The following is a 26,108-nucleotide window of genomic DNA, read 5'->3' on the forward strand; positions in this document are numbered from 1 at the left end:
TGAGTTCAATTTTAATATTCAAATGAATACGTTATGAGGCTGTCAAAAAAAGCGGGAAGAAGAACATTCATCTTCAACTTCGTCATGCCGGACCCCGATCCGGTATCTCCTGCCAATTTTGAGGGATAGGAGATCCCGCATCCCCGAAGTGATCCCCACGGGAAAGTGCGGGATGATGCCCTTTTTGGACAGCCTCGGCAACGGATGGTAGCCGGAAGGGTTTGAAGCATAAAATTTGATAGATTTCCAATTAAACCATCTATTATTTAGTATCCCTGAAGGAATTATCAGCATTCTAATTTTTTAACATGTTATGCATCAACGGCAATTAAATATCTTGTTTATACCGATTAGTTAATTAGCTAATACTTAATTTAATACAGAGGAAATACAACTATGGCACTTGCACCCTCAAAAGACCTTATTGAAAATATAAACAATCTTGTTCACCAGGAAACTCAGCTTCAAGAGCATTGCCTGGATCTCACGATATCTGAAATTTATGAGTTTAGTAATGCGGGATCTCTGGATTTTGGCGGAGAGGAATTTGAAGCCGCATCAACAAGCAAGCTTGATCCGGTAAAAAAAGATTCTGATGATTCATATGGATGGTGGAATCTGGCGGGAGGCACATACCTTGCCATTACCAATGAATCGTTCAACCCGATGGATAATCATTCTGTTTTTATTACACCTCATCAACATGCACGAGAGGCAGGGTTGATGGTTAATACTGTCATCGCGGAGAGAGTTGAATCCGAGCCGGGGATACGGATTCCCATTCGCGTTCCCGAAATAGGCTGCAAAATTAAGGAGAACGCCAGGTTTGCATCCGCCTATATCGTATCTGGATAACTTGAATGTTCCGTTAGGCTGCTTTTAGATTGAGTCTTGCAACGGACAAATTTAGTGCAATGTCAAAGGTAAGGGGCCGAAATCAAGTCATCGGGCGGGTCATCCATTGATATTATATTTTATCCCAAGTCACTCGATCTTTCGAAAAAATCACACCAAAAGCGTTCATGGCTATACAAAATTTCATCACTGACACGACACTATGGTACAGTTTCATTGGATTGATATATTTGATGTAATGACCATTATAGTTTTAATCGTAAGTGGTTTAATTCCCCGACCTTTTTGGTTGGAAAAGGCGTAGGTCCCTCAGCCAGCAGAGTCTGTTGCACAACTACAATCTTCAACTCTCGGTAAAGGTCAAAATTTCTGACCGCCTTAGGGCAATTACGTATTTATCATCGAGTGGTATCTGTGTATTGATCTGTTAAAGGATCTTTACCTACTCCTATCACCACAAATATCGCAAAAAAGTAAACCGCAGCTTTTTTGACACTATAGCTGCAATTGACGCCTTCTGAAGTAATTTTAAAATGCTATACTCAACCATCTCTTGAGATTAAAGTTTACGCTCGCGAGCCTGGCTTTACAAGTTTCTATATCGAGACAAATAAAATCGAGTTTGAGCTGTCCAAGAGAGCCATACCAATATCAGACCAATGAGCGCCTGAACAGATGATTTTAGCTTATAAAAACTGAAATCATTATCATCTGTGCTTAAAATACTTTCTAAAAAGTTTAACAGATCTCTCGCTCATCATGACTGAATATTTCAGCCTTTCTCTGCCATTTTCAGATCCTGTGCTGATATTTGCCCTGGTTATGCTAATTATTCTGCTGGCTCCACTCATCTTTAACAAGCTGAAGATTCCGGGATTGGTGGGCATCATCTTGTCCGGAACCCTGGTTGGGCCAAGCGTACTTGGCCTTCTTGAACGCGACAGCACCATTGAGCTTTTAGGAACCGTTGGATTACTTTATTTAATGTTTATGGCGGGCCTTTCGATAGATCTGAATCGATTTGAAAAGTTACGCAACAGAAGTATTGGATTCGGGGTGATTTCTTATCTCTTTCCTGCAGTAGGCGCATACTACATGGGTATCTTGTTCTTTAACTATTCCGTGCCAACGTCCCTTTTGATGGGCGCAATTGTGGGATCCCACACCTTACTGGCCTACCCGATAGCAGAGCGTCTTGGGATCACAAAAAACACGGCCGTTACTATGTCTATCGGGGGCACATTAGTAACAGATGCGCTTTCTCTGGGCGTTCTTGCTGTAATTGCAGGTACAGCAGGTGATGCATCTGGTGTGGGTTACTGGCTTGGTTTTGGATTGTCCGTATCGGTTTTTGTTATTGGCGCGGTTATTATTTTACCCAGGCTGGGCCGCTGGTTTTTCAGAAATATAAAATTCCACAATAATACAGATTACGTATTTATGGTGGCTGTGTTATTTACTACAGCCTTTCTGGCGGAACTAGCCGGGCTTGCCTCAATAATAGGGGCGTTTTTAGCAGGCTTATTGTTAAACAGGCTTGTACCGGAAAGCGGGACCCTCATGAGCAGAATCCAGTTTGTGGGAAATGCCATGTTCATCCCGTTTTTCCTTATTTCGGTGGGAATGCTGGTGGATGTGGCTGTACTGGGAAGCTACGACGTATGGGAGAAAGCGATCGGCCTTATGGTGCTGGTTTTTATAGGTAAAGCTGTCGCATCTGTAATCATAAATTTATTTTTTGGCTATTCTTTTGAGGAAGGGCTTGTCATTTATGGATTAACGACGCCACAGTCTGCAGCCACTCTTGCTGTTACACTACTGGGGTTTGACCTGGGTTTTTTCAACCAAACAGCCGTAAATGCCGTGGTTATTTTGATTTTGTTCTCCTGTTTACTGGGCCCCTGGCTGGTTGAAAAGTATGGCCGGATTGTGGCAACCCGGGATGAAGAAAAGCCATTTAATCCCGCAGATGCACCGCAGAGAATCCTGGTTCCACTGGCTAATCCCGAAACATCCGACGCTCTGATGGATATTGCATTTATGGTGCGGGATGATAAATCGGGCCAGCCAATTTATCCGCTTACTGTGGCAAGAGACGGCAGAAATGTAGATGCTAACGTGGCCAGCAGTGAAAAAATGCTCAGTCATGCTGTTTTGCATGCTGCATCGGCAGAAGTGCCGGTAAATCCGATCACGCGTGTTGACCTAAACGTTTCAAAAGGGATTTCCCGGGCTGTAGAGGAAAGGCGAATAACCAATATAATTGTGGGCTGGAATGGGGAAGTTTCAACACGTCGCCGGGTATTTGGCAGTGTGCTCGATCAGCTTCTTGAGGAGGTGGATGAGATGGTAATGGTGTGCAAAATTGAAAAACCGGTCAATTTATTTGAACGGCTGGTAGTAGCTATACCACCGCTATCTTCACTTGAGATAGGATTCAGAGGCACCATTCACTCTTTGAAACTAATGGCCGAAAGGATGGGCGTTAGCATGGTTGTGATATCAACAGATGCGCGGGAGCCCTATGTAAAAAAGGGAGTGCTGAATGTGAAACCGGATATAGATGTGGAATTTAGCACTATAAACCGCTGGAGCGAACTGCCGGCCTGGCTGGATAAGTTTCGAAGAGAAAATGACCTGTTTACACTTATCAGCTCAAGAGAGGGGACCATCTCCTGGCGTCCCGGCTTGGACCGTCTGCCACGAGTAATTGTTCAGCGCTATCCCGATTTAAGTTTTCTTATTACTTACTCATCCGAGATAGAAGAGGAGGCTGATCAGGGATTGGGATATGCTCAAAATGTGGAGCTTTTGAAACACAGCCGTGTAAAAATTGGACTGGATTCAGAGACTATAGAAGAAGCATTGAACGAGCTGATTTCCGATGATGAACTTATCGAACACATAGCGATCGAACGTATCACAAAACGGTTGTTAAAAAATTCGGCTGATTACAGTCCCGAGATGATGCCCGGCGTGCTGTTTTATGAATCTCATACGTCAAAAGTAGATGATAAAGCGCTGTTTATCGGGATTTCAAGGGACGGAGTTAAAGCGAAGCAAACCGCAAACCAGGCATATATAATTATCGTGTTCCTGAGTCCAAAAGACCTGAAGGCACAAGACCACTTACGCGCCCTCACCAAAATTTCCGGAATGATCCGTCCGGGAGAAGATATTGAAAGGTTGAAATCTTCAAAGAGCAAGAAAGAAATTCTGAACACTCTGCTTGGCAAGAGATAAGATGGCATTGTAACTAAACTAAGTGTGGGATATACTAAGAGTTGAATCATGTGAAAGCACTAAGCTCACATGGTTTTTCCGTTTTAATAAAAGACAGTCTGAAAGGAACGTCACTAACACTATAAACTTTTGTGCTGCTTGCTGATAAATAAGCACCAGCCAAATTATTAACCCCGAAAAACTGAGTTCGATTTAAAAAATGGCAAAAACAGTTCAAAATGGGCGTCATCTCGCACGTTCCCGCAGGAATCCTTTAGGGGATGCGTGATCTACTGTCCTTAACAAAGGCATGACATAAGTGATGACAAATTAACTTAACTAACGCCCACTTCGGACTGTTTTTGTTGATATCCGATAAATTTAAGCATCGAACTCAGGTCCGAAAGCTATTTTTACTGATGGACATGTTAGTGCTTTCAAACGGAGGCCTTGCGCCAGAAATACTGCGGATCTGGTCTTATTTATAGCCAAATCTGATAAGAATATAGAAGTGTTGGTGCTAAATGTTATCATGGATGAGATTCGCTGAGTCTATTATTAAAACGAGAATTACGTACAAAATAACCTGGTTTGCAAATGACACTGTAAATGAACTTATAAAGCTTGCTGTGGCTTATAAAGTTACAATCGAAGCTCCTGTGATGAGAGGAAAAAGTATTGAAGAATAAATTTTTTTGAAACTTTGCCAAAAAAAATATTGATCTAATCGTAACGGGGAACTATTGTCAGGCCGGGAACGAACCGCTTAAACTGGCCACAGGGTCGAAAACATTCTGCATTTGACTCCTTGTCCCGTTCTCCTATTCAATACATAGGAAACAAGTAATCGCGGTAAATGCTGCTGTATCTATCAGTATGAATTATTATAAAAACAAACAGATTTGAAAAAGCACAAACGACTCAAAAAAGAGCTCAAACTTTTTGATGTGTATGCTATTAGTACGGGAGCTATGTTCAGTTCCGGATTCTTTCTTCTGCCGGGACTCGCTGCCGCTCAAACCGGACCTTCCGTAATACTTGCGTACTTTGTTGCCGGAATCCTCATTTTACCGGCTATGTTTAGTGTGGCCGAGCTGTCAACAGCAATGCCTCGTGCGGGTGGTGCCTACTACTTCATCGACCGAAGCCTCGGCCCGCTGTTTGGAACGGTTGGGGGAATTGGATCGTGGTTGGCCCTTATTTTTAAGAGTGCTTTCGCCCTGATTGGTATGGGTGCTTACATTGCCATTTTTATTGATCTGCCGATTACACCTGTGGCAATTGCGCTCACAATATTTTTTGGAATCACTAACGTTGTTGGAGCCAAAGAGAGCAGCTGGCTACAAAACGTGATGGTTGCGACACTAGTCAGTATTCTATTTTTCTATGTATTCCAGGGAGCGTTTGCTGTTTTCAATGTTGACTTTTTTGACGTGGTGAGGCAGGAATTTTCGCCGTTTTTCCAGTTTGGACCGCAAGGGTTTTTTGCCACTATTGGATTTGTATTTGTTTCTTATGCTGGTTTGACTAAAGTAGCCAGCGTGTCGGAAGAGGTGCAAAACCCCGATAGGAACATTCCGCTGGGTATGATGCTTTCTTTGGCAACTGCTACATTTATTTACGTTGTAGGAGTATTTATTATGGTGATGCTGCTCGAGCCGGAAGCTCTTCATTCCGACCTCACCCCGGTAGCAACCGCAGGCGATCAGTTTTTAACATGGCTTCCCGGAGATACAGGACTCATATTGGTTGTAATAGCTGCGATAGCTGCGTTTGCCTCTACGGCCAATGCTGGAATAATGTCGGCTGCGCGTTATCCTCTCGCTATGGCTCGTGATGAGCTTATCCCGACCTATTTCTCAAAATTGGGTCGTTTTGGAACTCCTACAATTGCAACCGTGGCAACCACCATAATCATGATATTTCTACTGGTTGCCTTCAATGTAGAATCCGTTGCAAAACTGGCGAGCGCCTTTCAGCTTTTACTTTTTGGCATTTTGAATGTTTCAGTGATTGTAATGCGGGAGAGTAAGATTGAGGGGTACGATCCGGGGTTTAAGTCACCCTGGTATCCCTGGATGCAGATCGCCGGGTTTTTTATCAGTATGTTTTTGATTGCTGAAATGGGGCTTTTATCTATTATTTTCACAATCGCAATAGCCGCTGTTAGTGTCGTTTGGTACTTTAGCTATTCGAAAGACAAAGTGGAGCGAGAGGGCGCCATTTATCATGTTCATGCAAGGCTTGGTAAGTACCAGCATGAAGGCCTTGAAAGAGAAATGAGGGGCATCATGCGAGAGAAAGGGCTGCGCAAGGAAGATCCTTACGAAAAAGCGATAGGCCGAGCCGTGGTAATGGACCTGTCTGACAAACTGCATATCGATGAAATTACTGAAAAGGTGAGCGAAAAATTCGCCGAACGGGTGGACATTTCTGCAGATAAAATCTACTCTTTATTCATTGAAGATTACAGGGAAGGCATTATCCCTGTAGGCAACGCTTGTGCTATCAAACACGTGCGTGTAAAGCAAGATATGGATACAGAAGTTGCCCTGATCCGTATCAAAAAGGGACTGCCGTTTGAGAATATCAATCTTGAAAATAATGATAAGAATCTTGATGAAAAACTTAACAGCCTGATCTACCTGATGAGCTCAACAGAGCAATCGGGTCAGCATTTGAGAATCCTGGCTCATTTAGCTGAAATGATTGATGCTATTGATTTTAAAGAACGCTGGCTCAAAGCTAAAGATGAAGCTGAACTTCGGGAAATCCTCTTGCGTGATGAGCGTTTTATTAATCTCAGGATTCGTGAAGAAGGCCCCACGAAAGAATTGATTGATAAACGTGTGAAAGATCTCAATCTGCCCGGAAGTACACTCATTACAGTAATAAAGCGCGAAGGGTCAATCATTTACGCTCACGGAACTACTGAGATCAAGAAAAACGACCGATTGTCTATAATTGGGGCAAAGAAAGATATTAATGACCTGAAAGAGAAATATGTGGAAAATTGAAATGCATGGACCGATTACTCAGTTTATTGTATGTGTAGCAGTGTCTTGGGGTGATATCTAAACTCTATAAAGACACTTAAGACCAATATGTTTTATCGTTGATACAGGTTGAAATTCATAACTATGAAGCTGGATTCTCTGTTCGAACGCATTAAAGATCAATTTACGATTCTGCGCTGGCTGCCGGATTACACCAGTGGAAAATTCCGGGAAGATATTAAAGCAGGCCTTACAGTCGGGCTGATATCCGTACCCCAGCTTATGGCGTATGCGGTGATTGCGGGTCTGTCACCGGTCTATGGGTTATATGGCTCTCTTATTCCGCTGCTTATATATCCTCTGTTTGGCACATCCCGGCACCTGGCTCTCGGTATTGTTGCTACTGATATGATTATTATTGCGTCGGGGGCCAGCATGATTGCATCACCCGGTACTGATGAATATGTGTCTGTTGTGCTTTTGTTAACGATGTTCACGGGATTGGTGCATATGAGTCTTTCCTTGCTGAGGATGGGGTTTATGGTCAACCTGCTGTCCAAACCTGTTATCTACGGCTTTATGGCGGCGGCCCCCCTTATCATTGGATTTAGCCAGCTTGGAAATCTCTTGGGTTTTGAGCTGGAGCGCTCGCAATATGTGTGGGTGCTTGCGATCGATGCACTGAACCAGATTGGATCTGTCAATTTGTGGGCGTTAGGAATTGGATTGATCGGTATTGGACTGCTTATCATCCTGAAAAAAATCAACCCGATGTTTCCCCGGGCGCTGGTTCTTTTAGCTTCTGGAGGCGCTTCAGTATGGTTCTTTAATTTAGAGAGAGTTGGAATCGACCTGATTGGGAGCATTCCTTCCGGGCTGCCGTCATTTCAACTGCACAGCTTCTCGTTCGAAGATCTCAGGGAGCTCTTACCCACAGCAATTACTCTTGTACTGATCCAGCTTATGTCGGTGATGTCACTGGGTAAAACTTTCGCCAGCAAATATAAATACCCTTTGAATCCGAATCGTGAATTTTTTGCAATAGGAGCAGCAAATTTTCTGGGCAGCTTTTTCCAAAGTCCTCCAATCTCAGGCAGTTTTTCACGTACTGCTGTCAACGATCAAAGCGGTGCTCAGTCGGCGCTGTCAAATGTAGTGTGCGCCGTGGTAATCGGGCTGACTCTTCTTTTTCTGACACCCTATTTTTACTATATCCCGATTCCCGCACTTGCTGCTATCATCATTGTAGCTACACTTTCCCTGCTTGACTTTAAAGAGCTGCAATACTTTTTCAGAACAAAGCCGATAGATGCTTATATCGCCCTGTTTACTTTTTTTGGCGTTTTATTTATCGGTATTCAGGAAGGTATTTTGATGGGGATAGGGGCGTCCCTGGTTGCAGTTATTTATAGATCCAGCCGGCCTAATGTAGCAGTACTGGGGCACGTTCAGGGCTCCAGGGTATTTAGAGATGTCACTAAAAATCCTTCTGCAATTCCAATTGATGAAATCCTGATTCTGCGGTTTGATACTTCACTTTCTTTCAACAATGCTGAGTTTATCAAAGATTTTATTATTCAGAAGAGTGAAGAGAAAAGTAAAAAAATCCGCGCTGTTGTAGTTGACGCAACCAGCATTAATGATCTCGATACTACCGCTATCGATGCTCTTGAATCCGTTGCTGAAACGCTGGCTGACTGGAATATCGAGTTTCATTTTGGCGGTTTGAAAACTCCTGTACACAAGCCATTGCTCCGATCGGGGTTGGCCCGTAAACTTGGCGGAACACACTTTCATGAAAGTACTGATAAAGCCGTTCAGTACCTGTTAAACAAATGGGATGAAATCGACAAGGAAGAAACTGAGGTAGAGCTTTCGGAAGATCAGGAGGATCCTTCTGGACGCTTAAAGGATTATCTCGGGGATGTAGAATGAGCTTCACCTTCATTTAATGCACCCATTTGATGCCAGCATTTATTTTAGTCGGGTTTAACCCAGCCATTTGATGATGCCTGAAAATATAACTTGCAATTTCTTTAAAAATATGTGAATATGCTTTTATGCGAACAACAATAGACATACCGGATTCTTTGATGAAAAAAGCCAAAAAACAGGCAATTGAAGAGGGAATTACACTTAAAGAATTCTTCACCCGAACGCTGGAAAAGGAACTTTCTGTCCCTGATCAATTATCAAAAGCTCCGTGGGAATCACTTCGGGGTGCCGGGGCATCAGATCAGTTATTGCCCGAAGATTCAGGCTTTGAGGGGTACTCTGGCCCGGACTGGAATCATGCTATACAGGTGAATGAGTCTGATGATCAATGATTATCCTTGATACTCATATATGGTTATGGTGGCTTTTGGGTGATGGAAACCTAACCCATCGGGAACGCGATGTATTAGACAGGAAAGCTGCGAAAAAAGAACTTTGCATTTCTTGGGTTAACATCTGGGAAACGGAAATGCTTGAACGGAAGGGGAGAATTCAGCTTTATCCTGATTTCAGCTCCTGGATATTGCAGGCAACGAAACCACAGATCGTAAGCGTTTTACCTGCTGATATAAAACTTGTGGTTGCTCAGAGACAGCTGCCCGAATCATTTCATGGCGATCCGGCAGACCGGCTGATTACTGCGACGTCCATACTTTCAGGTTACCCATTAGCCACTCACGATAAACGGATTCGGTCATCCGGGTGCTGCAGGATCTGGGAACCTTAAAAGATGGATAGTTTAGTTGCTGAGCCGTTCAAGTATTTCAGGGAAAGAAATTGATTCTTCCTCACTGTTCACCATATCCCGAAATGTAAATTTGTTCGTTTCTAGTTCGTGATCACCTACAATTATGGCATATCGAGCATTTTCTCGGTTGGCATCCTTCATTTGGGCTTTCATAGAGCGCCCTTTATAATCTATTGTGGCCGATATGCCAAGATCTCTGATGTCTGGCAGATGTGAGAGTCCCCACTTGCGGGCTGCATCACCAAGAGTGACGATATAAACATCCACTGACTTTTCATCCCCCAGCTGAATTCCTAGCTCGTCACATGCAATCAAGAGACGCTCCATTCCTGCTGCGAACCCAACAGCCGGAGTTGGCTGTCCGCCGATTTCTTCAACAAGAAGGTCATACCGTCCGCCACCGGCAAGTGCGTCTTGCGAACCGAGATCGGGGCTGATCAGTTCAAACGCAGTTTTTGTGTAGTAATCCATACCGCGAACCAGATAAGGATCTTCTTCAAACGCAATGTCAAGATCCGTTAAATACTCTTTTACAGCTTGGTAATGCTGGAGCGATTCATCACTTAGATAATCAGTTATAAGGGGTGCAGACTCGATAAAAGGCTGATCTTCTTCTTCCTTTGAATCCAGAATACGAAGCGGATTTTTCTCAAAACGCTCCTTCGATACATCGCTAAGCTTCTCAAAATTAGGTTTCAGATATTCTTTTAACGCAGCTTTATAAGTATCGCGGCTTTCAGGATCACCAATCGAGTTTAGTTTAAGTGTTGTATTTTTAATGCCGATTTTCTTGTAGATATGAATCATGAAAGCAATCACTTCAACATCTGCAAGCGGATCATCACTGCCGATTACTTCAACACCAAACTGGTGAAACTGTCGTTGACGGCCTTTTTGAGGGCGTTCGGCTCTGAACATAGGCCCGATATAGTAAAGTTTCTGAGAACCGCCTCTCTGTTCCATATGATGCTCTACATAAGCCCGGACTACAGGTGCAGTTAGCTCGGGACGCAATACATAGTTGTCATCACCCCGGCTGAAAGAAAATATTTCCTTCGATACGATATCCGTTAACTTTCCGAGTCCTCGCACAATGAGCTCGGTCTGTTCCATGATGGGGGTGCGGATCTCTTCAAGGTTAAATAGCTCAGCCTCCGTGCGTATCAACTGTTCGAGGTATTGCCATTTTCGAATGTCATCCGGAAGTATATCCACCATACCAAGGTGGGTCTTATAGGTTGGCTGTGCCATGAATCTTCTTATCTGATATCAAATAGTAATTATGTGAGGCGCTAAAGATACAATGGATTTTGCAGAATATACACGCTATAAAATAAAGCTAAATGGCGGAATTTAACATGCACAAAAAAAGCTCCGACGGTAAATCCGGCGGAGCCTAAAGCATATTTGATAGTTCTAAGAACCAAACAGTTTTTTAAGGAACTTCTGGTGCTTCTGTTTGTCCTTTTTGATAAGAAGCGGGACCCCAAATCTGAAGTAAGCCATTTTATCGGTGAAGTCTTCCCGAAAAACGCTTGTAATCCCTTTGTCGGCTTTAGATACACCCACAATCATGTCGATTTGCTCTTGTATCACAAGGTCGTAGATTTGATCCATCTTGGATCCTTCCACATTTAAAGAGAATTCAAACTCAACATCTTTAGGGATGGAGTGTTTTTCAATGAATTCCTCTTTTTTGTTTTTAAGATACTCGTTCATTTTTTTCTCATCATCCTCTTGTGGTAAGTAGGGAAAAAATTGGGCGGGATAGTTATAAACGTTCTGGGCTATCACATTGCCACCATCATCACGTGTCATTTCATATGCCAGATGAATAGCTTTAGCCGATTGGTCGGAGAAATCAGTCGGGACCAGCACTTTTGTAAGCTGATATCGGGCTGCTTCCGGGACGAACAAAATAGAGGAATATACATATTTCATGATCTTCCGTGGAATCACTCCTTTACCGGTATAACCTGCCTTTTTCCCCATGATGGTCATATCCGGGTTGATGGAGTTCATCTTCTCAACGATCACATCCGTAGGTCGGCCTTCTTCAATTAATAGCTCAGTTTCTGCTTTTGATTCTGAAAAGTAGTTATCAATTTTTTGCTGGAGATCTTTGCGAATAACTTTGTCAAAATCTTCCCTGTTTTCCAGCTCAGGAAAGAGCTGAACCATGTCATCCGCCACTTCCGTGGATTTTATGACATGAATGAATGTTATTTTTTTTGGCTTGATTTCTGAGGTTAAAAAGTCTGCGTACCCAATCAGTATGTCATCCATACTAGTTAGATCTAAACAGACAAACCATTCTTCTAAACGTTCCATAGATGTGCTCCCGAATTACTTAGTTTGTTTTTGAATTGTTTTTTTCACGATTTCCCGGTAGGAGTCTTTCTCTTTGTCTTTCAGCTTATTCAAGTTCTCATTGTACTCGCGGTTCAGACCCTGTCGAAGGCTGTAACACATAATGAGTAATATTATGACAAAAGGAAGACCCGAACTGATGGCAGCTGCCTGGAGTGCTCCAAGACCACCACCAATAAGCAGTACGGCTGCCACGAACCCCTCTGTAGTTGCCCAGAAAATACGCTGGCCAACAGGCGAGTCGAGCTTACCGCCACTTGTCAATCCGTCAATAACAAGTGATCCTGAATCGGATGACGTTACAAAGAAGCTAAGCACCAGAACAATAGCCAGAAATGATGTGATTGTGCCAAGAGGGAATTCGTTCAAAAGAACAAAGAGTGATGTCGTTTGGTCTGCCTCTACTGCACTTGCAATTTCAGCTATTCCACTTGTTTCGAGGAAAAGAGCACTTCCGCCAAATCCACTCATCCAGAGAAAAGTAATAATTGTGGGGACAATTAGCACACCCAGCACAAATTGTTTTACTGTGCGTCCTTTGGAAATACGCGCTATAAACATCCCCACATAAGGAGACCATGAAATCCACCAGGCCCAGTAAAAAACTGTCCAGGTGCTCATAAAGCTGCCTTCCTCAAAAGACTGCGTCCAGGTTGCGTACTCCGCGAAATTCTGGAGGTAATAACCCGTGCTTTGAACGAATGTCCCAAGAATGTAAAGCGTAGGGCCTACCACAAGTATAAAGAGAAGAAAGATCCCCGCAAGACGAATATTGAACTCACTCAGGACTTTTACGCCTTTATCAATTCCCAGCACCACCGAACCTGTTGCCACTAAGGTTACTGCTGCGATTATAATAACCTGAAGAGTAATGGTGTTTTCGAAGCCAAATACGAAGTTCATACCGGCACCGGCCTGCTGAGCACCAAGGCCAAGCGATGTAGCTAAACCAAAAAGGGTGGCTAACACTGCGAGAATATCAATCGCATCACCCATCCATCCTTTTATACGGTCGCCCAAAAGCGGGTAAAATACAGACCTGAAAGACAGCGGGAGATTCCGGTTAAACGCAAAAAACGCGAGAGCAAGCGCTACGAGAGCGTAGATAGCCCATGCGTGTAGTCCCCAGTGCAGGAAGGTAACTCCCATTGCATCACGAACAGCCATAGTTGAACCTGCCTCAGCGTGAGGGGGATAGAGCAGATGCCACATCGGTTCGGCCACAGCAAAGAACATCAGGCCGATACCCATTCCTGCACTAAACAACATGGCAAACCAAGCCATTGTGCTAAACTCGGGTTTGGCATCTTCACCTCCAAGGCGGATGTTTCCAAACTTGCTGAAAGCGAAGTAAAGGGAAAACCCAACGAAAATGTTAACACCGGCCACAAACAGCCAGCTTGCCCAATCTGTAATATTCACCCGGGTCGCATTAAATGCTGTTTCAGCCGCCTCACCTGCAATGAGCGTGCCGATGATAAGAGCTGCAATTAAAAATACGGACGGCCAAAAGACCGGCCCGTGAATATCAAACCATTTATTGGCACCGGCTTTTCCCGGCGTCCCGTTTTCTCCTCTTAAAGCCATACTTATAATTTATTAATTAATATTAGAAATTTTGACTGATAGTTTTTGAATTTTAGAAGTAGAATCCAACATTGATATTAAAGCGGATGTTATATTCAGAGTCGCCTATGCCGAGATCTTCATGCCCGGGCCCCACGCCAACACCAAAGCTATCTGTAAGCCATGGTTGATTAACACCCTGCGCAATATCAAAGTAGGTATACACAGGTCCTGCAGATACCAGAAAGCCGGTGATATTTTGAATTGTAGATTGAAAGTTGTCGTCTAAAGATAGTGTGGTTCCGTCTGCAAGTGTTGTTGTTCCTTCTCCAACAGTGTTTTGCATGTAGCTGAAATCATTGTAGAAATTCAGATTGGTTACAGGACCCCATTCAACATCATAAGAATAAGCAAGACCAAGAGTGGCAATCCAGGCGTCGGTACTTACCTGATAAGGTATACCATAGGCGCCCATAAAGGCTGTGCTGACCTCATTTCCTGATGCATTGGTTGCATCCATGCTATAATACAGAAATTGTGGCATGATATTAAAATTACCGGAATTTAAATCTGCGTGGATAGCTGCAGCATACTGTCCGCGAAAATCATCCTGTGCTGAATTGTAGAGTTGCCCATACTGGACAGAACCACCAATTTCTCCGTTTGATAGCTGATAGGCACCCCGGACATTGAACTGATTTCGCTCTGTAAGAGGTGTGTTTCCATTAGGTACTACATCGTATGAATACCGTCCGGACCCACCGACTCCAAAGCTTCCTGATCCGCCCACAGGACCTTCGGGCTCGGCTTGAAAAAAGTAGGCAAAATCCCACTGCCAGTTATCTGTGGACTTGGTGAGTTTGAAGCCCATGTCATGGTCATCTTCCAATCCTACATAATATGGAAGGCTAAACCACCAGTTGTGTGAATTATATTGGAGGTTGCCAAAAGGAACTTGAGTTGCACCCAGCTGTCCCTGAACATTTTCAGAAAAGTTATATTCTAACCATCCCTGTTTGATGAAATGCGTACCAAACGTAGGATAGAACCGATATTCAAAGTTAAGCCCAATACCACCGGGATTGTCATACAAAATGTTAATTCTCCAAGTGTCAAAGGTAAACTGAGAACTATTTGCATCTATATCACTTTCATAGGTTGAGAGAAGCATATTATAACGAACGGCCCCTCCAACATGAAGTGATGGCTCTTCGTCATCTGATTGTGCCTGTGCTGTAATGTCGAGCCCGCTCGCGAAAAGCAGTATAAAAAGACTGAGTAGAATATTTCTTATAATCTTGATCGCTTCCATATATCTATTATTTGAATTAATCTTATGAAAATTAAGGTTAAATCTTATTTAGTTATCAAGTATATGTAAAACAACTGAGTAATATTTAATTCCATTTATTTTAAAGAATCGAAGAACCATATCAAAACTCAATTATTAAATAAACCCTTGAATAATTGGCACTTATAGGTTTTTAAAGGGAGTTCGGGTAGAATAATTTCAGAAGGTACACTGAAAAAGAGTTCGGGAATATTCATGCTGAATTATTGTAGAGGGTCGGTTCATTCATAAGCACTATCCCGTCAGATAAAAATCAGATGAACTTCCGCTATCTTAAGATGAGTTTATACATGATTTTTCTCTGTGAAATAAACTCGTTTCATGTCAACCGAAACTCGTCATCTTTGATGAACGGAGGTTCTGATATGAGATTAAAACTCAAAAAATGGCACGTATCCTAAGACACCATATCTTTGATTGAAAACTATCAACCTGAGTTCGATTGTTGACATGACCAACTTCCATATTTTTGATTCGAATTCAGATTAACAGACCTTTCACAATTTAGAGGATATGTTAACCTAAGATTTTTGGACCTCCTGGAACCTTTATAGAGCTGTTGAAAAGTTTTATGGATACAAGTCTTTGCCTGATATTGTGTCCGCAGAAGTTTAGCAATTGAGCGTTAAGGCCTATCTTGACTTAAGGTTGCCTAAAAATAAAGTGCGATATCAGATGTGAGATGCCGAAATCGAGTCATCGAATGGGTCATCCATTTTTTTTATTTTAAACTGGTTTGAATCGATTATTCGAAAGACCCAACCCGAGAGCGTTCGGAGTTATTATGACATTTCATCAAACACAGACACAACGCTAATTAAGCGATCACATTAGTTATATGTGATGAAAATAGCATCACTTTTGAAGTGTACACGCCAAACTTTGACCTCAACGCTGTATGAAGGTAAGAATGTTAGTTTCCGACTTTTTTACCCCATTTGGAACGTCCGGTTGACGTGAGACCTGCATACGTAACTGTTGTCCTCCTGGGCCTCGCTTCCCAATCCCAGGCGCTGTCTACAATCAGGTCAACGCCATTAATTGTTAGTATTTGAGTGCTTTCATCAAACGACCATGTGCCGCCTGTTCCTCCAGACATCGATTGATCTCCGTTCAGCTCAATTGTGTGAGACAGCTGCATAACCTGGTATTGATATTCCAGTGTAATCACTTCCCATGTACCTGCAATATCTTCCGTCGTGATTTTTGTATCCGGCACGGCAGCATACCTCTCCGGGGCAACGACAGGCCATCCATCTTCCGTCCAGTAGATTTCACGGACATGGCCCATCATAACTGCATTTGATGCATTGATTCCATTTATACCGGGCGGCAGCCGTCCTTGTGATGAATAGTACCAATCTCCCGTATCAGGATCTCTGAAAATTGAACAATGTGCGAAGCCTGTCCAGCCGGGGTGGCCTTTAAATTTGTAGGGATGTGTGAGCAGGGGATAGGCTACAGCTCCATCTGTTACATTGCTACCTTCAATCCCGACATATGGCCCGGTTATCTCCCGTGATCTTGCGACTCTCGTGTTATATGCTTGTGATAATTCATCATATGCCAGGAACAGGTAGTAATAGTCGGTTTCCTCGTTGTAGACTATTTCAGGTGCCTCAAGCCCCTGCCATCTGTTACTATTTACATCACCCCGGCCGGCAATTCTGGTTCCAAAATCTTTTAGTTCATTAAGTTCTGACGGCTTACCCGTAACCGGATCTACTTCAACTGCCGCTATCCCGGAGTGCCAGGATCCGTAAATTAACCAATGTTCATTCTCAGGTGTAACAATGTATGATGGATCGATGGCGTTGAATTTAAAATAGCCGCTCCAGTCATTGCCGCCATCCCGCTTGTAGGTTTCTTCGCCGTCTGCAACCGAGTAAATCACCATTCCTTTGTCTTTCCAGTTATTTGATGATAAATCATCAGATTCAGCCAGCCCGATAAAAGCTCTTTCTGTCCAGTATTCGCTACTATCATCTCCCAAAATTGGATTAGTGACCACCACGCTGTAGTAAAGTCTGTAGGTGCTTCCCACTTTAGCGATATATGGGGCCCAAAAACCATAATTTGGATTATCTATAGGGGGTAATGCGGGTTCCATATCCGCACGAATGCTGTTTAGCGAATCTTTTACCCATGATGGTGCAGACTCAAATACCGATCCCATATGTTCCCAGTTGACCAGATCGGCAGATCTTCGAACCGGGTAGTGGCCTCCCGCTTCGTGAGCATTACCATACGATGCATCTGTCTGGTACATATAAAAGTAATCCCCGTTTTTAACGACCGTTGGATCGTGAACGTTGGCCAGGTTCCAGGATGAACGTTGATTCCAGGACGCAATAGGTGTGTAATCATCAGAGTAAACGGGGCCGCTGAAGTCATCAAGTAAACCTGTAAAGGGGTCTTTTTCGGGCTCATCATTTGGTCCCGTGCTGCTGTTATCACACCCGGTCAGAATGCTGAAAATCAAACCGACGAGGATTGTGTATTTGGTAATATTGAAAGTTTTCATGGCGACGGGATGTGTCGGTTAGTGACTTCTCGAAGGCTGGAATTTTTAGGGCAACAGCAGCTGCAGTTTTCAAAAAAAGCCTTTTTAAAACAAAAGATGAACTGTTATTTCGATAAATTTAAATGATACACTTATAGCTTGCAAAAATTACCTGACCTATTGATAGCGCTTTTCTAAATGTAACGGACCAAAAGCAGCAAACTCTATTCCAGTGAAGTGTTTGGAAGGTTGATTCATTACATGCTGATTAAAAGAATAGCTTGAAGTAAACTCTACAAAACTTTTTAAGCATCTAAATCCGCTGTATTACTGTTTTTGATGTTCAGTTTTTTGCAAAAGCGGCACGGCCTCAACTATTTGTTCACAGAATAAGTTTAGCATGTGAATTGATAACTTTCCATAAATAACCCTCTGAAAATGCGAACAGTAATTTGGTATCGAAACGACTTGAGAACCATTGATCATCAACCCCTGTCGGAAGCTGCAAAAAATGGTGATGCCATCGGTGTTTACTTATTCGATCCAAGACATTTTGAAGACACGGCCTATGGATTCCCTAAAACGGACGCCATGCCTGCGCAATTTTTGATTGAATCTATCAAAGATTTGCGTGAGAACCTCCGTGAGCTTGGAAGTAACCTGCTTGTTAGGGTGGGCAAGCCTGAAGAGATGCTGCCGGAAATTATCGATCAAACCCGTGCAGAACAGGTGGCTTTTCATGGTGAAGCCGCTCCTGAAGAGAAAGCCGTAGAGCAAAAAGTCGAAGAGTCACTATCGATACCACTCAAAAAATATTGGGGCCAAGCCATGTATCACAGAGATGATCTCCCATTCGATCTGCTTACGATTCCGGATGTATACACTCAGTTCAGAAAGAAAGTTGAAAAAAAGAGTACCGTGAGATCACCTTTAGCAGCTCCTGAAAGCATAAGCTGGGACACTTCTGTTGAGATGGGGGATATTCCGTCTGTCGAGGACATGGGGCTTACAGCGCAAGAGATTGATGAGCGTGCAGTGCTTCCATTTAAAGGAGGCGAAACGGAAGCCTGGAAGCGGCTGCAGCACTATTTTTACGATGCTGATGAACTGCGAAATTATAAGTTTACCCGAAATGGTTTACTTGGGGCTGATTATTCCTCAAAATTTTCTCCCTGGCTGGCTCATGGCTGCATCTCAGCACGATCGATTCATGCGGAGGTTGAAAAGTATGAGCAGGAGATTCACAAAAATGTGTCGACTTACTGGATGAAGTTTGAGCTCATCTGGCGGGATTATTTTCGCTATTCAATGATCAAATACGGAAAACAGTTATTTCAGCTCGGCGGTATCCAGGGAAAAGATCTGAAAAAAAGCACCCATCAACCCACTTTTGAAAAATGGGCACGAGGCGAAACCGGTATTCCATTCATAGATGCCAACATGCGTGAACTAAACCAGACTGGATATATGAGTAATCGCGGACGCCAGAATGTGGCCAGCTTCCTCGCGCAGAATTTGAATTTTGACTGGCGATGGGGGGCAACTTATTTCGAGTCGAAGCTGCTGGATTATGATGTATGTAGCAACTGGGGAAATTGGGCATATAACTCCACGGTAGGTCACGATCCGCGAAACCGGTATTTCAACATCATAAACCAAGCCAGAAAATATGATAAAAAGGGTGAGTACGTTCGGCGATGGATTCCTGAACTGAGCGAATTACCCTCGGAATTTATCCACGAACCCTGGAAAATGACTGAAGATCAGCAAACACTGTATGAAACACGTGTTGGTGAAGACTATCCGAATCCGATGATTGATCTGGAGGAGAGTTACGAGAGAATTAAGAGCAACGGGTAAAATTTATACTGCCTTCTAAATTGATGGAGAGCGTTTGTTTTTGTAATATATGTGCAAATTATGTGCATTATGAATACCAAACCAATCAAAGGCAAGGGCGCCTCAACAAATCCCAGTCATCGTTTTACGGACGAATCAATTGAGTATGATATTGATGAAACGACGGGTCAGCTTCAGAAGCCGGCCCGTAAGATACATACCGATCATACAAAAGGTATCATCTCTAAAAACCAAAGTCCGGATATTCCGTTTGATGTCAGTATAAACCCTTACCGCGGTTGTGAACATGGTTGTGCCTACTGTTATGCTCGTCCCACTCATGAGTTTTTGAACATGTCGCCCGGCCTCGATTTCGAAACAAAAATTGTGGCCAAGTATGATGCCCCAAAGCTGCTTCGGGAAAAACTGGCATCTGAGTCCTGGAAACCACAAACCCTTGTGATGAGCGGTGTGACAGATCCATATCAGCCGGTTGAGAAAGAGCTGAAGATTACCCGTCAGTGTATCGAGGTTCTTACCGAGTCATATCATCCGCTGGTTATCATCACAAAAAATTATGGGGTAACGCGCGACATTGATCTGCTGAAAAAACTGGCTGATGTACGTGCGGTTCGTGTGGTGTTGTCAATCACAAGTCTAAAAAATGAACTTATCGGTACGCTTGAGCCGCGTACGTCCCGGCCGAAAAAACGTCTTAAGGCAGTTCGTGAACTTACGGAAGCCGGTATCCCGGTTCATGTAAATATAGCGCCGATCATTCCGGGACTCACAGACGAAGAAATTGTGCCCATCATGGAGGCATCAGCAGAAGCGGGGGCTGAATCGGTTTCGTGCACAATTCTGAGGCTGCCCTATTCTGTGAAGGATATTTTTTTGAAATGGCTGGATGACCATCAGCCCAACCGAAAACAGAAAGTTATTAATAAGTTGAAGAGCCTGAAAGATGGAAAACTGAACCGGTCGGAGTTTGGCGAGCGGTTTCGTGGCGACGGAGCTTATGGAGAGCAGATTAGGCAGCTAATGGATATTCATAAAAAACGATTGGGCCTAAACAAGAATCGGGAACCACTTAACTGTGGTGATTTCAGGCGGCCGGCCACCGACCAGCTTACACTGTTTTAGATAAACCGTTTTACAGAGGCTCTCATTCCGGCTTTCAACTCATAAGATAAACTGATTTCCATTTCACCTACATTAAGTGAGAGTTATTCGCAAGTATTGCTTTTTGCGGTTTGCATGCTTAGGCTGGGCGCAGCTTTTGAATGATGCGGCTTTGAGTTGTACTTCCGGGTTAGGCAGATAAGCAAATCAGGTTCAATGAATTACTGTAGTTAAACTTGGTGTCCATTTTTGTTAGATTAAGAGCCTTAATAATATGTGTAAGATATTCCATCACACAAAAACAGTGAATGTATAGAGCGATACTTCTGTTGAATTAATCTGAAATTTATAAACTCAAAAAGAACATTATGTCTGAAGTAAATTCACAAATGTTGGAGCTTGGTACCAAGGCACCAAAATTCTCTCTCACGGATGTTATATCGGGGGAAACATACAATCTGAAAACGTTCAGAGGCAATAAAGCACTGCTTGTTATTTTTATGTGCAATCATTGTCCCTATGTAAAGCTGATCAAAGAGTCGCTTGTTGAATATGCAACCGACTATATGCCCAAGGGCGTTGGAATTGTTGCCATCAGTTCAAACGATGTTGAGAATTACCCGGAAGACAGCCCTCAGAAAATGATAGAAGATGCCGAGGAGTTTGGGTACCCATTCCCTTATCTCTATGATGAAACCCAGGAGGTTGCCAAAGCTTACAAAGCAGCATGTACCCCGGATCTGTTTTTGTTTGATGAAGAACATAAACTTGTTTACAGGGGGCAGTTTGATGATGCAAGGCCCGGTAACGATATTGAGCCAACTGGTAAAGATCTTCGTGAGGCAACAGATAAAGTGCTTGCCGGTGAGCCTGTACCAGAAGATCAGAAACCCAGTATTGGCTGTAACATAAAATGGAAAGAAGGAAATGAACCGGACTATTTTGGATAAATCATGAGTATAGATATAGCCGGTTTACGGGAAAATTATACTCAGGGCGGCCTCCGTGAAGATGATATTCCAAGGGATCCTATCATACTGTTCAGGCGGTGGGTGGAGGAGGCTGTAAAATCTGAAATTGCTGAACCAAATGCGATGTCCCTTGCCACAGTCTCCGAGGATGGTTTACCAAATTCAAGAATTGTACTGCTGAAAGGTATCGAAAATCGTTCTATTCGCTTTTTCACAAATTATAAAAGCAGTAAAGGGCGTGATTTGGAAAAAAACCCGGTAGCAGCTGTATGTTTTTGGTGGCCTGAACTCGAGCGTCAGGTTCGTATCAGGGGATCGGTGAATAAACTAAGCCGTGAAGAGTCTGATGCTTATTTCCAAAGCAGGCCAAGAGAGAGTAAGCTGGGTGCGTGGGCATCAGAACAGAGTTCTGCTGTTGAAAATCGTGAAAAATTACGAAAAACGTACGAATCGATCTCAAAGCGATTCAAAAATACAACCATTCCGACACCTGAATTTTGGGGAGGATACGAGGTAACAATTAGTGAGATCGAATTTTGGCAGGGTCGTCCTTCCAGGCTTCACGATAGAATATTATTCATATTTGAGCAAAATAAGTGGAATCATAAACGGTTACAGCCTTAAGGTTGATGGGGAAAAATAAGCTGCAGCGGTACGCCGATAACAAAGGGTTCGAAAATGTATTTGAACACACTGACTTTAAAGATGAAGAACCGCCAAAAGGCAATTGGGCAGAAGAAGTATTTGAGAATAAGAATCCAATAGTTCTGGAACTTGCTTGTGGAAAGGGCGAGTACACAACAAATTTAGCAAAAGCGAACCCGGAAAAGAATTTCATTGGAATAGACATTAAAGGTGATCGGATTTGGAAAGGAGCAATTCGGGCTCAGGAAGAGGGGCTTCAAAACGTTCGGTTTCTTAGATGCTATATCGATCACCTGGAACAATTTTTTGCTGACAATGAAATCAGTGAAATATGGATTACGTTTCCCGATCCCTATCTGAAAAAAGGCGACATCAAAAAAAGATTGACCTCACCCAAATTCCTCGACATTTACCGTACGGTAACAACAAGTGATGCCCAGTTACATCTAAAGACAGATTCTCAACAATTATTTCGCTATACCCTTGATGTTATCAGCGACCAGGGATTAGTTGTTTCAGAACGGATAGATGATCTCTATTCTGAGACTGAGCTGTCAGACGAACTTCAGATTAAAACATACTACGAAAGAAAACACCTGGAGAGAGGACGGACCATCCAATATGTTCGTTTTTATTTGAATCCCTGATTTAGTGGTTTAAGCTCTTGACTTTTCAGTTGAAAATGATAAATTGATAGTATTAACTTAACACCGTTAACCTTCTTTTTATGCCCCTCAGGGAAGATATTTTAGAAGTTAGCCGCACTATTCTTGTTAAAGATGGATTCGGAAAAATGTCGATGCGTAAAATCGCAAAACATGCGGGCGTATCTGCCACAAGTATTTATCTGCACTTTCAGAATAAAGATGAGCTTTTGCTGGCCCTGATTGAATCGAGCATAGCAAAGTTAGCTCTGGCACTTGAAAAAAACCTCTCTGATTCAGATGATTCAATTACCAAGCTTGAAAAGATAGCGCAGGCATTTGTAGAATTTGCGCTCAATAACCCCCAGGAATATGAAATCATTTATATGGTTCGCCCTGAGGAGATGCCGAAGTTTCCAAAAGAGAAATTTCAGCAAGTACGTAAGATCTATGAATTACTGGCTGATATTATCAGGGAAGGATCAAGCAAGGGGCCACTTAGTGTTGATAAACCACTTATGAGCGCTTATACGTTATGGGCACAGCTACACGGAGTTGCTTCCGTTATCATTAGTAAACGTCTTGATACCCGAATTCCTACCGGTGAATTCGTCAGTCAGGCAGTGGAACACATTATTCAAGGATTTATATCACAAAAAACACCGGCCTAAAGGAGACCATTATGGAATCAATAATTCAAGATATCGCGTTCTTTTCTGAACTGTCTAGCTGGACGACCTGGGGCAGTGTAATAGCCGTTTTACTCATTTTAGGGTACACAGGCGCTCCATTGATCATCTGGGCTATCGCGGGATTGGTAGCGCTTGCAGGATTTGGCGCACCGGTGTGGCTAATGATAACTTATGTTGTGATTGCCGCAATATTTAACTTAAAACCGTTCCGAAGAGCTCTTTTTTCAGGGCCAATAATGAAGCTGCTTGACACTCTGAACATTCTTCCGGCGATTTCAGAAACAGAACAAACTGCTATTGATGCGGGGACAGTTTGGGTGGAAGGGGAGCTTTTTTCCGGCAGTCCCGATTTCAAAAAGATGATGAATGAGGCCTATCCAGACTTCACAGACAAAGAGAAGGAATTTCTTGAAGGCCCGGTTGAGGAAATATGCTCTATGGTGAGTGACTGGGATGTCTTTCAACGCCGCGGGTTTGATGATAAAACGTGGGATTATCTGAAAGAAAAACGGTTTTTTGGTCTTATTATACCTGAAGAGTATGGAGGCTATGGATTTTCCGCAAATGCGCACAGTGCTATTGTTGCCAAACTCGCCTCTCGATGTGGCCCGCTGGCAACAACTGTTATGGTGCCAAACTCATTAGGCCCGGCCGAGCTGCTTATGCATTACGGAACCGACGAACAAAAGCAACATTATTTGCCGCGTCTCGCTAAAGGCGAAGAAATTCCATGCTTTGCGCTAACAGAACCCAATGCAGGCTCCGATGCCGGTTCAATGCAGAGCACGGGTGAGGTAATGAAAGGTGAGGATGGCCAGCTCTACCTAAAACTTAACTGGGATAAGAGATATATCACCCTTGCAGCTATTTCTACAGTAATCGGGCTGGCATTCAAGCTGTACGACCCGAACGAATATCTTGGAAAAGGCAAAGATCTTGGAATCACTTGTGCATTAATCCCCAGCGATACAGAAGGCGTTGAGCTTGGTAAGCGTCATGATCCGCTTGGCGTGCCGTTCTACAATTGTCCTACCCGGGGGCATGATGTAACTGTGCCGATTGATGCAGTCATCGGTGGGAAAGATGGAACCGGAAATGGCTGGCGTATGCTGATGGAATCACTAGCGGTGGGTCGCGGTATTTCTCTGCCCGCTCAGTCTATTGGCGGTGCCAGAACGGCATTCAGAGCAGTGGGTGCCTATGCGGCTATACGGAAACAGTTTGGACTCAATATAGGGAAATTCGAAGGGATTGAAGAGCCTATGGCGCGAATTGGGGGCTATACCTATTTGATGGATGCCGCCCGAAGCTATATTTGCGGTGCGCTGGACAAAGGTGCGAAACCGGCGGTTATCACGGCCATTGCAAAATACAACTTTACAGAACTTGGCCGTGAAATTATCAACGATTCGATGGACATCGTGGGAGGAGCCGGCATTTCACGAGGTCCTCGAAATATTTTTGCACACAGCTACATTGCAACCCCGATTGCCATTACAGTAGAGGGCGCCAATATTCTTACCCGCACGCTAATGATCTTTGGCCAGGGAGCCATCAGAAGCCACCCCTATGCACTCAAAGAGATTAATGCGCTGATGGATAAAGACGTAAAAGCTTTCGATGAAGCATTTACAAGTCACCTTGGGCATGTCGTTAAAAATATGAGCCGTTCGTTGCTCCTAACCCTCACACGCGGACGACTTGCGAGTTCACCCTCAGGCGGAGTTGCTGCAAAATACTATCGAAAGCTCGCTTGGGCGTCAGCTTCGTTTGCATTTATGTCTGATATAGCTCTCGGTTCCTATGGTGGTGCACTGAAGATGAAAGAAAAACTGGCAGGCCGGTATGCTGATATTCTCAGCTGGATGCTCCTGGCAACGGCGACCCTCAGGCGGTTTGAAGCGGAAGGCAAACGAGAAGAAGACAGAATTTTCTTTGAATGGTCGATGCAACACGCATTCTATCGTATACAGACTGCGTTTGATGAAATTTACAACGAAATTGACGTGCCGGGCTTAAGCTGGGCTTTTCGCGGTCCGATTGGTCTCTGGTCGCGCATCAACAGGATTGGTAAAAAACCGTCTGACAAGTTGGGCCATAAAGTTGCCCAGGCGATGCAGCAGCGCGGTGATCAGCGGGATCGAATGACGTCTGGAATTTACATTAGTAAATCCACTGACGAAGCAATCGGCAAATACGAACACGCAATGATGCTGATTGAAGAGTCTTTCCCAATCTATAAGAAGCTTTATAAGGCAACGAAAGCACGTGAACTTAAAAAAGCTACCGTACTCGAACAGCTTGAACCGGCAGTAGAGAAGGGCATCATCAACAAGCAGGAAGCTGAGAAGGTGAAAGCTGCAGAAGAAGCCAGGTATGATGCCATTCTTGTTGATGAGTTTACCCTTGAGGAGTACAATGAAAGTGCCATTGACCCGTCCAAATCAGAAGGCAGGGGCATGGAAAAAGACAAAAATCCATTGATAGCTTGAAAAGTCCCACTTTCCTAAAGTAGGGATGCCCGCAGCGAAAAAGAGGGATTGAGAGGAATGTCCATCGTTACTGGATAAATCCATTTAACACCCCTCT

The 26,108-nt window shown here is 43.5% G+C and carries 18 protein-coding genes; 13 read left to right on the top strand and 5 right to left on the bottom strand.

Translation table 11 applies throughout. The features are described 5' to 3' along the window. The first annotated feature begins 396 nt into the window (after positions 1-396). From AABW11_RS09060 to AABW11_RS09085, 6 genes are all read left to right on the top strand, one after another. A complete protein-coding gene (locus tag AABW11_RS09060; RefSeq protein ID WP_340104755.1) occupies positions 397-855 on the top strand; it encodes a hypothetical protein in 459 nt (152 codons plus the stop codon). 759 nt (positions 856-1,614) lie between these two features. Beyond that, on the top strand, positions 1,615-4,098 hold the full coding sequence (locus tag AABW11_RS09065) for a cation:proton antiporter domain-containing protein (protein ID WP_340104756.1): 2,484 nt from the start codon (positions 1,615-1,617) through the stop codon (positions 4,096-4,098). Between the two features lie 881 nt (positions 4,099-4,979). Beyond that, the gene (locus AABW11_RS09070) at positions 4,980-7,094 is read left to right on the top strand and encodes an amino acid permease (protein WP_340104757.1); all 2,115 of its coding nucleotides are present in this window, start codon (positions 4,980-4,982) and stop codon (positions 7,092-7,094) included. 123 nt (positions 7,095-7,217) lie between these two features. Then, a complete protein-coding gene (locus AABW11_RS09075) occupies positions 7,218-9,008 on the top strand; it encodes a SulP family inorganic anion transporter (protein ID WP_340104758.1) in 1,791 nt (596 codons plus the stop codon). Between the two features lie 125 nt (positions 9,009-9,133). Then, positions 9,134-9,400 carry a hypothetical protein gene (locus AABW11_RS09080; protein WP_340104759.1) on the top strand — a complete coding sequence of 89 codons (267 nt, stop codon included), beginning with the start codon at positions 9,134-9,136 and terminating at the stop codon, positions 9,398-9,400. After that, the gene (locus AABW11_RS09085) at positions 9,397-9,795 is read left to right on the top strand and encodes a type II toxin-antitoxin system VapC family toxin (RefSeq protein WP_340104760.1); all 399 of its coding nucleotides are present in this window, start codon (positions 9,397-9,399) and stop codon (positions 9,793-9,795) included. The genes AABW11_RS09080 and AABW11_RS09085 overlap by 4 nt, the downstream gene beginning before the upstream one ends. A gap of 12 nt (positions 9,796-9,807) precedes the next feature. Here AABW11_RS09085 and hisS read toward each other — a convergent pair whose 3' ends face one another. The 5 genes from hisS to AABW11_RS09110 all read right to left on the bottom strand — a co-directional run bounded on the left by hisS (position 9,808) and on the right by AABW11_RS09110 (position 17,627). Beyond that, a complete protein-coding gene (gene hisS, locus AABW11_RS09090) occupies positions 9,808-11,067 on the bottom strand; it encodes a histidine--tRNA ligase (protein WP_340104761.1) in 1,260 nt (419 codons plus the stop codon). Between the two features lie 165 nt (positions 11,068-11,232). Next, a complete protein-coding gene (locus tag AABW11_RS09095; protein ID WP_340104762.1) occupies positions 11,233-12,147 on the bottom strand; it encodes a universal stress protein in 915 nt (304 codons plus the stop codon). Between the two features lie 15 nt (positions 12,148-12,162). Continuing rightward, positions 12,163-13,773, bottom strand: a complete 1,611-nt coding sequence (locus AABW11_RS09100) for a BCCT family transporter (RefSeq protein ID WP_340104763.1) — start codon at positions 13,771-13,773, stop codon at positions 12,163-12,165. A gap of 52 nt (positions 13,774-13,825) precedes the next feature. Then, positions 13,826-15,064: a hypothetical protein gene (locus AABW11_RS09105; protein WP_340104764.1), complete on the bottom strand. Its 1,239-nt coding sequence runs from the start codon at positions 15,062-15,064 to the stop codon at positions 13,826-13,828. A 952-nt stretch (positions 15,065-16,016) separates the two neighbouring features. Next, positions 16,017-17,627: an arabinan endo-1,5-alpha-L-arabinosidase gene (locus AABW11_RS09110; protein WP_340104765.1), complete on the bottom strand. Its 1,611-nt coding sequence runs from the start codon at positions 17,625-17,627 to the stop codon at positions 16,017-16,019. A gap of 417 nt (positions 17,628-18,044) precedes the next feature. Between AABW11_RS09110 and AABW11_RS09115 the strand changes: the two genes are divergently transcribed. From AABW11_RS09115 to AABW11_RS09145, 7 genes are all read left to right on the top strand, one after another. Next, entirely contained in the window at positions 18,045-19,466 is a 1,422-nt protein-coding gene (locus AABW11_RS09115) for a DASH family cryptochrome (protein WP_340104766.1), read from the top strand. A 69-nt stretch (positions 19,467-19,535) separates the two neighbouring features. Next, a complete protein-coding gene (locus tag AABW11_RS09120; protein WP_340104767.1) occupies positions 19,536-20,588 on the top strand; it encodes a PA0069 family radical SAM protein in 1,053 nt (350 codons plus the stop codon). 347 nt (positions 20,589-20,935) lie between these two features. Further along, on the top strand, positions 20,936-21,517 hold the full coding sequence (locus AABW11_RS09125; protein ID WP_340104768.1) for a thioredoxin family protein: 582 nt from the start codon (positions 20,936-20,938) through the stop codon (positions 21,515-21,517). Positions 21,518-21,520: 3 nt separating this feature from the next. Further along, a complete protein-coding gene (gene pdxH / locus AABW11_RS09130) occupies positions 21,521-22,162 on the top strand; it encodes a pyridoxamine 5'-phosphate oxidase (protein WP_340104769.1) in 642 nt (213 codons plus the stop codon). A 5-nt stretch (positions 22,163-22,167) separates the two neighbouring features. Then, positions 22,168-22,830, top strand: a complete 663-nt coding sequence (gene trmB / locus AABW11_RS09135; RefSeq protein ID WP_340104770.1) for a tRNA (guanosine(46)-N7)-methyltransferase TrmB — start codon at positions 22,168-22,170, stop codon at positions 22,828-22,830. 80 nt (positions 22,831-22,910) lie between these two features. Beyond that, the gene (locus AABW11_RS09140) at positions 22,911-23,498 is read left to right on the top strand and encodes a TetR/AcrR family transcriptional regulator (RefSeq protein ID WP_340104771.1); all 588 of its coding nucleotides are present in this window, start codon (positions 22,911-22,913) and stop codon (positions 23,496-23,498) included. 11 nt (positions 23,499-23,509) lie between these two features. Further along, positions 23,510-26,011: an acyl-CoA dehydrogenase gene (locus AABW11_RS09145; RefSeq protein WP_340104772.1), complete on the top strand. Its 2,502-nt coding sequence runs from the start codon at positions 23,510-23,512 to the stop codon at positions 26,009-26,011. Positions 26,012-26,108 lie beyond the last annotated feature (97 nt).

Origin of the sequence: Rhodohalobacter sp. 8-1, from assembly GCF_038150125.1 — a bacterium.
Classification (GTDB): domain Bacteria; phylum Bacteroidota; class Rhodothermia; order Balneolales; family Balneolaceae; genus SW132.

Bases quoted from the DNA above. Each gene is read 5' to 3' on its own strand.
- AABW11_RS09095 (WP_340104762.1), bottom strand. From the start codon at position 12,147: ATGGAACGTTTAGAAGAATGGTTTGTCTGTTTAGATCTAACTAGTATG.
- AABW11_RS09115 (WP_340104766.1), top strand. From the start codon at position 18,045: ATGCGAACAGTAATTTGGTATCGAAACGACTTGAGAACCATTGATCAT.
- AABW11_RS09125 (WP_340104768.1), top strand. From the start codon at position 20,936: ATGTCTGAAGTAAATTCACAAATGTTGGAGCTTGGTACCAAGGCACCA.
- AABW11_RS09075 (WP_340104758.1), top strand. From the start codon at position 7,218: ATGAAGCTGGATTCTCTGTTCGAACGCATTAAAGATCAATTTACGATT.
- AABW11_RS09145 (WP_340104772.1), top strand. From the start codon at position 23,510: ATGGAATCAATAATTCAAGATATCGCGTTCTTTTCTGAACTGTCTAGC.
- AABW11_RS09065 (WP_340104756.1), top strand. From the start codon at position 1,615: ATGACTGAATATTTCAGCCTTTCTCTGCCATTTTCAGATCCTGTGCTG.
- AABW11_RS09105 (WP_340104764.1), bottom strand. From the start codon at position 15,064: ATGGAAGCGATCAAGATTATAAGAAATATTCTACTCAGTCTTTTTATA.
- hisS (WP_340104761.1), bottom strand. From the start codon at position 11,067: ATGGCACAGCCAACCTATAAGACCCACCTTGGTATGGTGGATATACTT.
- AABW11_RS09110 (WP_340104765.1), bottom strand. From the start codon at position 17,627: ATGAAAACTTTCAATATTACCAAATACACAATCCTCGTCGGTTTGATT.
- AABW11_RS09060 (WP_340104755.1), top strand. From the start codon at position 397: ATGGCACTTGCACCCTCAAAAGACCTTATTGAAAATATAAACAATCTT.
- AABW11_RS09140 (WP_340104771.1), top strand. From the start codon at position 22,911: ATGCCCCTCAGGGAAGATATTTTAGAAGTTAGCCGCACTATTCTTGTT.
- AABW11_RS09100 (WP_340104763.1), bottom strand. From the start codon at position 13,773: ATGGCTTTAAGAGGAGAAAACGGGACGCCGGGAAAAGCCGGTGCCAAT.
- AABW11_RS09080 (WP_340104759.1), top strand. From the start codon at position 9,134: ATGCGAACAACAATAGACATACCGGATTCTTTGATGAAAAAAGCCAAA.
- pdxH (WP_340104769.1), top strand. From the start codon at position 21,521: ATGAGTATAGATATAGCCGGTTTACGGGAAAATTATACTCAGGGCGGC.
- AABW11_RS09085 (WP_340104760.1), top strand. From the start codon at position 9,397: ATGATTATCCTTGATACTCATATATGGTTATGGTGGCTTTTGGGTGAT.
- AABW11_RS09120 (WP_340104767.1), top strand. From the start codon at position 19,536: ATGAATACCAAACCAATCAAAGGCAAGGGCGCCTCAACAAATCCCAGT.
- trmB (WP_340104770.1), top strand. From the start codon at position 22,168: ATGGGGAAAAATAAGCTGCAGCGGTACGCCGATAACAAAGGGTTCGAA.